This window comes from Pseudomonas sp. UBA6753, from assembly GCF_002453565.1.
GTDB lineage: Bacteria > Pseudomonadota > Gammaproteobacteria > Pseudomonadales > Pseudomonadaceae > Aquipseudomonas > Aquipseudomonas putida_Z.
On the sequence record NZ_DKHD01000034.1, the window covers coordinates 42,869 to 49,388 of the forward strand.

Consider the following 6,520-nt stretch of genomic DNA (forward strand, 5'->3'; position numbering starts at 1 on the left):
CATGAATGCTTATGTACGCCCGGCATTGAGCCTGGCCCTGTTGATGACCCTGGTGACCGGCGCGCTGTATCCGCTGGCGGTGACCGGTATTGCCCAGGTGGCTTTCCCCAGCCAGGCCAATGGCAGCCTGGTGCGCGATGACCGGGGCCAGGTGCGCGGTTCGGCGCTGATTGCCCAGGATTTCCAGGGCGATGGCTGGTTCCACGCGCGGCCATCGGCAGGCGCATACGCCACCGTGGCCAGCAGCGCCAGCAACCTGTCGCCGAGCAACCCGGCGCTGGCCGAGCGGGTCAAGGGCGATGCGGCTGCGTTGTACCAGGCGCAGCAGGGGCCGGTGCCCCAGGCGCTGCTCACCACCTCGGGCAGCGGCCTCGACCCGCACCTGCCGCCGGAGGCCGTGGCCTACCAGATCCCGCGGCTGGCGGCGGCACGGCAGTTGCCGGTGGAGCGCTTGCAAGGCTTGCTGGAAGAGGCCACCCTCCACCCATTGATCGGCCCGCCGGTGGTCAATGTGCTGGCCTTGAACCAGGCACTTGAGCATCTGGGCCACTGATATCGGGGCCGCTTTGCGGCCCTTCGCGGGCTTGCCCGCTCCCACAGGTACAGCGCAGCTTCCGAGTATTGCGATCACCCTGTGGGAGCGGGCAAGCCCGCGAAGGCCTGCAAAGCAGGCCCAAAAGAGGCTGCAGGACGCCGCCACACCAAAGGATGAAAGATGAGTGACTCCGCCCGCGCAGACGCGCTGTTGGCTACCCTCCCGCGAAGCGGCCGGGGGCGGTTGAAGGTGTTCCTTGGCGCCGCCCCGGGCGTCGGCAAGACCTTCGCCATGCTCCAGGCCGCCCACGCCCAGCAACGCCAGGGCGTGCAGGTGCTGGCCGGGGTGGTCGAAACCCATGGCCGTGCCGAAACCGAGGTATTGCTCGCTGGCCTTCAGCAGCAGCCCCTGCTGCGCAGCCAGTACCGCGGCGTCACCCTCGAGGAAATGGACCTCGACGGCTTGCTCAAGGCCGCGCCGGCCCTGGTACTGGTCGACGAACTGGCCCACACCAATGCGCCCGGCAGCCGCCACGCCAAACGCTGGCAGGACGTACAGGAACTGCTGGCCGCCGGCATCGATGTGTACACCACGGTCAACGTCCAGCACCTGGAAAGCCTCAACGACAAGGTCCGCGACATTACCGGCGTGCAAGTGCGCGAAACCCTGCCGGACTGGGTACTGCAGGAAGCCTTCGAGCTGGTGCTGATCGACCTGCCACCCCGTGAGCTGCTCGAACGCCTGCGCGAAGGCAAGGTGTACGTGCCCGAGCAGGCGCGGGCCGCCATCGATGCGTTCTTCTCGCAAACCAACCTTACCGCCCTGCGCGAACTGGCCATGCAGACCGCCGCTGCCCAGGTGGATGCCGACCTGGCCCACGGTTATCGCCAACGCGGCCAGGAAGCCCCGGCCCTGCGTGGGCGCTTGCTGGTGGGCGTGGATGGCGACGACCAGGCGGAACGTTTGGTGCGCCATGCCAGCCGCGTGGCGCAACGCCGCCACCTGCCCTGGAGCCTGGTGCACGTGGACAACGGCCGCCTGCGCGACGAAACCGCACGCCAGCGTCTGCAAGCTGCCCAGCAACTGGCCGAACGCCTGGGCGGGGAGGTGGTACTGCTGCGTGCCGGCGAAGTGGTGCGCACGCTGATCCAGCATGCCGCCGAACGGCGGGCCAGCCTGGTGCTGGTCGGGCAGTCCCGCGACCGCCTGCGCCGGCGCCTGTTCGGTGCCGGTGTGGCCGCGCGGCTGCTGCGCGAAAGCCACGGCCTGGAAATCAACGTGCTGGACCGCGACGCGCAGCCGCAAGCGCCGCGTTCGGCGGTGCGGCGGGGGTGGGGCTGGCGCCATTACCTGCTGGCGCTGCTGGCAACGGTCATGGCCGCGGGCCTGGCCTGGGCGGTGTCGAGCGTGCTGGCCCTGCCCAACATCTCGCTGGTGTTTTTGGCCGCGGTGTTGCTGGTGGCGGTGCGCAGCAGCCTGGGGCCTGCGCTGGCCTGCGCGGTGCTGTCGTTCCTGACCTACGACTTCCTGTTCATCCCGCCCAACCTGTCGTTCAGGATCCAGCGCGAAGAGGACGTGCTGACCCTGGTGTTCTTCCTGTTGATGGCAGCACTCACCGGCAACCTGGCTGCCCGTCAGCGCCGCCAGTTGCAGGCGCTGCGCGAGACCCAGGCGCAGACCAGCCAGTTGCTCGACCTGTCGCGCCGGCTGACCGTGGCCACCGACCGCCAGGCGGTGTTCAACGCCGCCGGCCAGCACCTGGACGGTTGGCAGGACATGCAGGTGTGCCTGCTGGAGCGCAATGTCGAAGGCCAGTTGCAGGTGGCCAGCGGCGAAGCTCATGCCTTCAGCGATAACGAACGCGCCGCCGCAGAATGGGCCTGGCAGCACGGCCAGGCCGCCGGTCATGGCAGCGACACCCTGCCCAATGGCCGCTGGTGGTGGTGGCCGCTGGCGGTGGATGAACAGCCCCTGGCATTGCTCGGGGTGCGCCCACGTTCCGGCCAGCCGCTCAGCGACCCGCGCCGGCGCCTGCTCACCGCCCTTGGTCAGCCACTGGCCCAGGCCCTGGCCCGCGCGCGCCTGGCCGAACAGCTGGAGGCCGCGCGCCTGCATGGTGAAACCGAGCAGCTGCGCAGCGCCTTGCTCGCGTCCGTTTCCCATGATTTGCGCACCCCGCTGACCGCCATGCGCGGCAGCATCGACAGCCTGCTGGCGCTGGGCGAGGCGATCCCCACCGCCGACCGCCGCGAACTGCTGGAGGGTACCCGCAACGAGGCCGAACGCCTCGACCGCTACATCCAGAACCTGCTCGACATGACCCGCCTGGGCCACGGCGGCCTCAAGCTGGCCCGCGACTGGGTGGCCCCGGCCGACATCGTCGGCAGCGCGCTCAACCGCCTTCGCGCGGTGCTGGCGCCGCTGCGGGTACACACTGATGTGCCGGCCGAGCTGCCGTTGCTGTTCGTGCATGCGGCGTTGATCGAGCAGGCCCTGGTCAACGTGCTGGAAAACGCCGCGCGCTTCTCGCCAGCCAATGGCCGGCTGGAGCTGCAGGTGTCGGTGCAGGACGCCCGGTTATGCTTTGCCGTCAGCGACCAGGGCCCCGGCATTCCCGTGGAAGACCGCGAGAAGATCTTCGACATGTTCTACACCGCCGCTCGCGGCGACCGCGGCGGGCAGGGCACCGGCCTGGGCCTGGCGATCTGCCAGGGCATGATCGGCGCCCATGGCGGGCAAATCCTGGTGGGTGAAGGCATCGATGGCCAGGGCACCAGCATCACTTTATGCTTGCCGCTGCCTCCTCAACCTGAAACCGAAAGCGAAACCCCATGAGTCAGTCCGCCACCCTTCTGGTCATCGACGATGAACCGCAGATCCGCAAGTTCCTGCGTATCAGCCTGGCCTCGCAAGGCTACAAGGTGCTCGAGGCCGCCACCGGCACGGAAGGGCTGGCCCAGGCGGCCTTGGGCAAGCCGGACCTGGTGGTGCTTGACCTGGGCCTTCCGGACATGGACGGCCAGCAGGTACTGCGTGACTTGCGCGAATGGAGCGCGGTGCCGGTGCTGGTGTTGTCGGTGCGCGCCAGTGAAGTGCAGAAGGTCGATGCGCTGGATGGTGGCGCCAATGACTATGTGACCAAGCCGTTCGGCATCCAGGAGTTTCTGGCGCGGGTGCGCGCCTTGCTGCGCCAGGTGCCGCAGGCCGGTGGCTCGGAAGTGGCGGCCAGTTTTGGGCCGTTGATGGTGGACTTTGCCTTTCGCCGGGTGACCCTGGATGGCGTGGAAGTGGCGCTGACCCGCAAGGAGTATGCGCTGCTGGCGCAGCTGGCCGGGCACCCGGGGCGGGTGATTACCCAGCAGCAGCTGCTCAAGGATATCTGGGGGCCTACCCATGTGGATGACACCCATTACCTGCGGATCGTGGTCGGGCATCTGCGGCAGAAGCTGGGCGATGACCCCACGGCGCCGCGGTTCATCATCACCGAGCCAGGGGTGGGGTACAGGTTGGTGGCGCCGACCATGTAACCCCGGTGGGAGCGGGCGTGCCCGCGAAGAATCCAGCGCGATGCATGGCACCGGCTGCGCCGGTGTTCGCGGGCATGCCCGCTCCCACAGGGTCCCTGCTAATTCAATGAGTCATGTGCAGTCCAAGAGAGATTGCCCAGCCCTTTGGGCTGCGTTGTCGCGTAGAAAACTGAATTCGCAAGCGGCCCGCGTACCCTTTGGGAGCGGCTTTAGCCGCGAAGAATCCAACGCGGTGCATGGCACCGGCTGCGCCGGTGTTCGCGGCTGAAGCCGCTCCCACAGAGTCCCTGCTAATTCAATGAGTCATGTGCAGTTCTATGAGAGCTGGCATGCCGGCGATGGGGCCAGAGCAAGCAGCGCAAGACAGTAAACTCAGGGGGCGGTTCTCGACTCCAGATCCATTTCCGCTGGCCACTCTACTCGGGGTGCCAGGCGCAGGGCGAACTCACACCAGAGCACATCGTTGTGATCCTTGGGCTCCCCGGGCGGCGGCAGTGCTGAGGGGCCTTCCTGCATGTAGGTGCAGATGTAGGCCCAGGCATGCTGGTCGGCACCCATCGTACTCAGGTGAAAACGGTCGATGACGTTGTTCGTGCCCGGCGCGACGATGGACAACATGACACCCCATTTGAAAATGACCCCACCGTTTGGCAGGGCGCCGGTTTGTGACCAGCGCTCGGCGCGGACTTGGGACCAGTCGTAACTGACCGGCACGACCTTGCCTTTGTCGAAGGGGTTCCACCATTGGCGTTTGAAGTTGTAGGCGTAGATTCTCTGGCGCGCACGGTTGAACCTGATGGGTAGGTCGCGAGGGGGGGATATATCAACTTGGTATCCAAAAAACGTACACCAGACGCCAAGGAGCAGTACAAGAATTCCAATGATGACTAGCTCTATGCTGCCAATACTCCAGCTTTTGAAGATCATGTGAGGAACCTGCAGCGTAAATATGGCCGCAGGTACGGAGAGTGCCGAGAGGATACCTCTAGGTGAAATAGGGGGCCGAGGCACTTCAAGGTAAATCGTATCTTGATGGTTTGGTATCTGCCTGCCCAAATTCCTGTCAACGGCTGGAGGAGTGGCTGGGCCAGGCAGATCCTCCTTCCAGCCAGCGCAAGGAGGGACTAGTAATGGGGAGGCCAATTGAGGTGCTCCAAAGATCTGATGTTGTTCTCTGTCATTGTTATCTGTGCTCGAGCTGACTCATCATCAGCATCAGGCCAATAAATCAGACTCAACTCCAGAGAGGTAATGTTGTGGTGATCTGTCAAGGGGAACGCCCCTTGGATGTTCAGGATCCTGCTTTCTGTGTCGACGTTTTTGTGTAGGCTTTCTAGTATGTCGTCTGCAAAAACACCGGCAACACTCAGTGCCGAGCTTGATGGCAGTACTAATCTAGTGCTGTCTCCTGATAGGGTGATAGTTTCTTTGCTTCCCCCGGTTCGATGCAAGTCCAGCTTCCATTGATAATGTGAAGTACCCACCGTGAAATTTGGCATGCTCATATACGCATTCAGTACAAAGCCTGCTGCCACCGTGTTGCCGTCACTGATTACTGAATCCATTTTCCCCTGTTTGAAACCAATTTCTATCGAGGCCTCGGCTCTCATGCCAAGCGCTGCGGCATTCAAAGCGCCAATAGCCAAATCAATACTTTTTGCCTCACACCAATACCGATGTTCGGGTGGTAATCCCCACCTGCTACGTCGAGCCCATAGTTCTGTCGCGGAGGATTCTTGTTGCTTCGCCCTAATCGCCAATGCGTATGCTGCCAAGCCCAAGATTATCGCGATTCCCAGCGGCCCTAGTAATGTGCCTGGGACAAGGGCGGCATAGCCCGCCGGGAAGATCGTGGCAAAGGCAATGGCGCTTGCATAGCCATAGGTTTGGGCGGACGCAACGTCCCCCTGGTCATCTGACCTTCGCGCAGCGAAGGCATATTGTGCTGCGTCAGATGCCCCCGCGAGTGCTGCTATGACGCCACCGAATTTAGCAATGCGCTCACCTAAATTCACGGTGCTAATAGCGCTTGGCCACAGCTTTTCCGGGCGAAGTAACTGTGCGGTAAGCCCCACACTCTCTACGCTTGCCCCCAGCACACCAAGGGAAGAAGACCATATTGCGGCAAGCGCTTCCGGGTCTACGTTGGCAGTTTCAAGTAGCGCCTGATAATTTTTGCGCAGGCTGTCTTGATGGAACCATATTCCGCCTAGCCCAAGCATCAGGCTGGCGCTTGTCGGGTTTGTTACAGCACTCCGCAAACTATTAGTCGTATCGCTTGCCAAGCTACGAGCCACCTCTGCACTTAGCCGAAAGGCGTTTGCACCTACAGTAATAGTACGCGCCAGCGTAGTGGCCCCTGATACGGCACTTGCCCGCAATTGAACTAGCCGCACCTGCAACCTCTCGGCGCTTTCGAGCGTCCAGAGCATCACTTCGATCATCTGGCTACGGTTAC

Annotated in this window: 4 protein-coding genes and 1 pseudogene; 3 read left to right on the forward strand and 2 right to left on the reverse strand. The window is 63.6% G+C overall.

The window, feature by feature from the left end:
• Position 1: 1 nt before the first annotated feature.
• The 3 genes from kdpC to B2790_RS14470 all read left to right on the forward strand — a co-directional run bounded on the left by kdpC (position 2) and on the right by B2790_RS14470 (position 4,062).
• Positions 2 to 553 (forward strand): potassium-transporting ATPase subunit KdpC, encoded by a 552-nt coding sequence (kdpC, locus tag B2790_RS14460; RefSeq protein WP_286919055.1) that lies wholly within the window; start codon positions 2 to 4, stop codon positions 551 to 553.
• A 162-nt stretch (positions 554 to 715) separates the two neighbouring features.
• Positions 716 to 3,370 carry a sensor histidine kinase gene (locus B2790_RS14465; protein WP_286919056.1) on the forward strand — a complete coding sequence of 885 codons (2,655 nt, stop codon included), beginning with the start codon at positions 716 to 718 and terminating at the stop codon, positions 3,368 to 3,370.
• Positions 3,367 to 4,062, forward strand: coding sequence for a response regulator (locus B2790_RS14470; protein ID WP_025339949.1), 696 nt, complete (start codon positions 3,367 to 3,369; stop codon positions 4,060 to 4,062). Before B2790_RS14465 ends, B2790_RS14470 begins: the two co-directional genes overlap by 4 nt.
• Positions 4,063 to 4,434: 372 nt before the next feature.
• On the opposite strand, the gene B2790_RS14475 is transcribed toward B2790_RS14470, so the two are convergent.
• Together B2790_RS14475 and B2790_RS14480 are read right to left on the reverse strand one after the other, a co-directional pair.
• Entirely contained in the window at positions 4,435 to 4,989 is a 555-nt protein-coding gene (locus B2790_RS14475; protein WP_286919057.1) for a DUF6708 domain-containing protein, read from the reverse strand.
• 197 nt (positions 4,990 to 5,186) lie between these two features.
• Positions 5,187 to 6,520: pseudogene (locus B2790_RS14480) on the reverse strand (hypothetical protein); the annotation flags it as partial.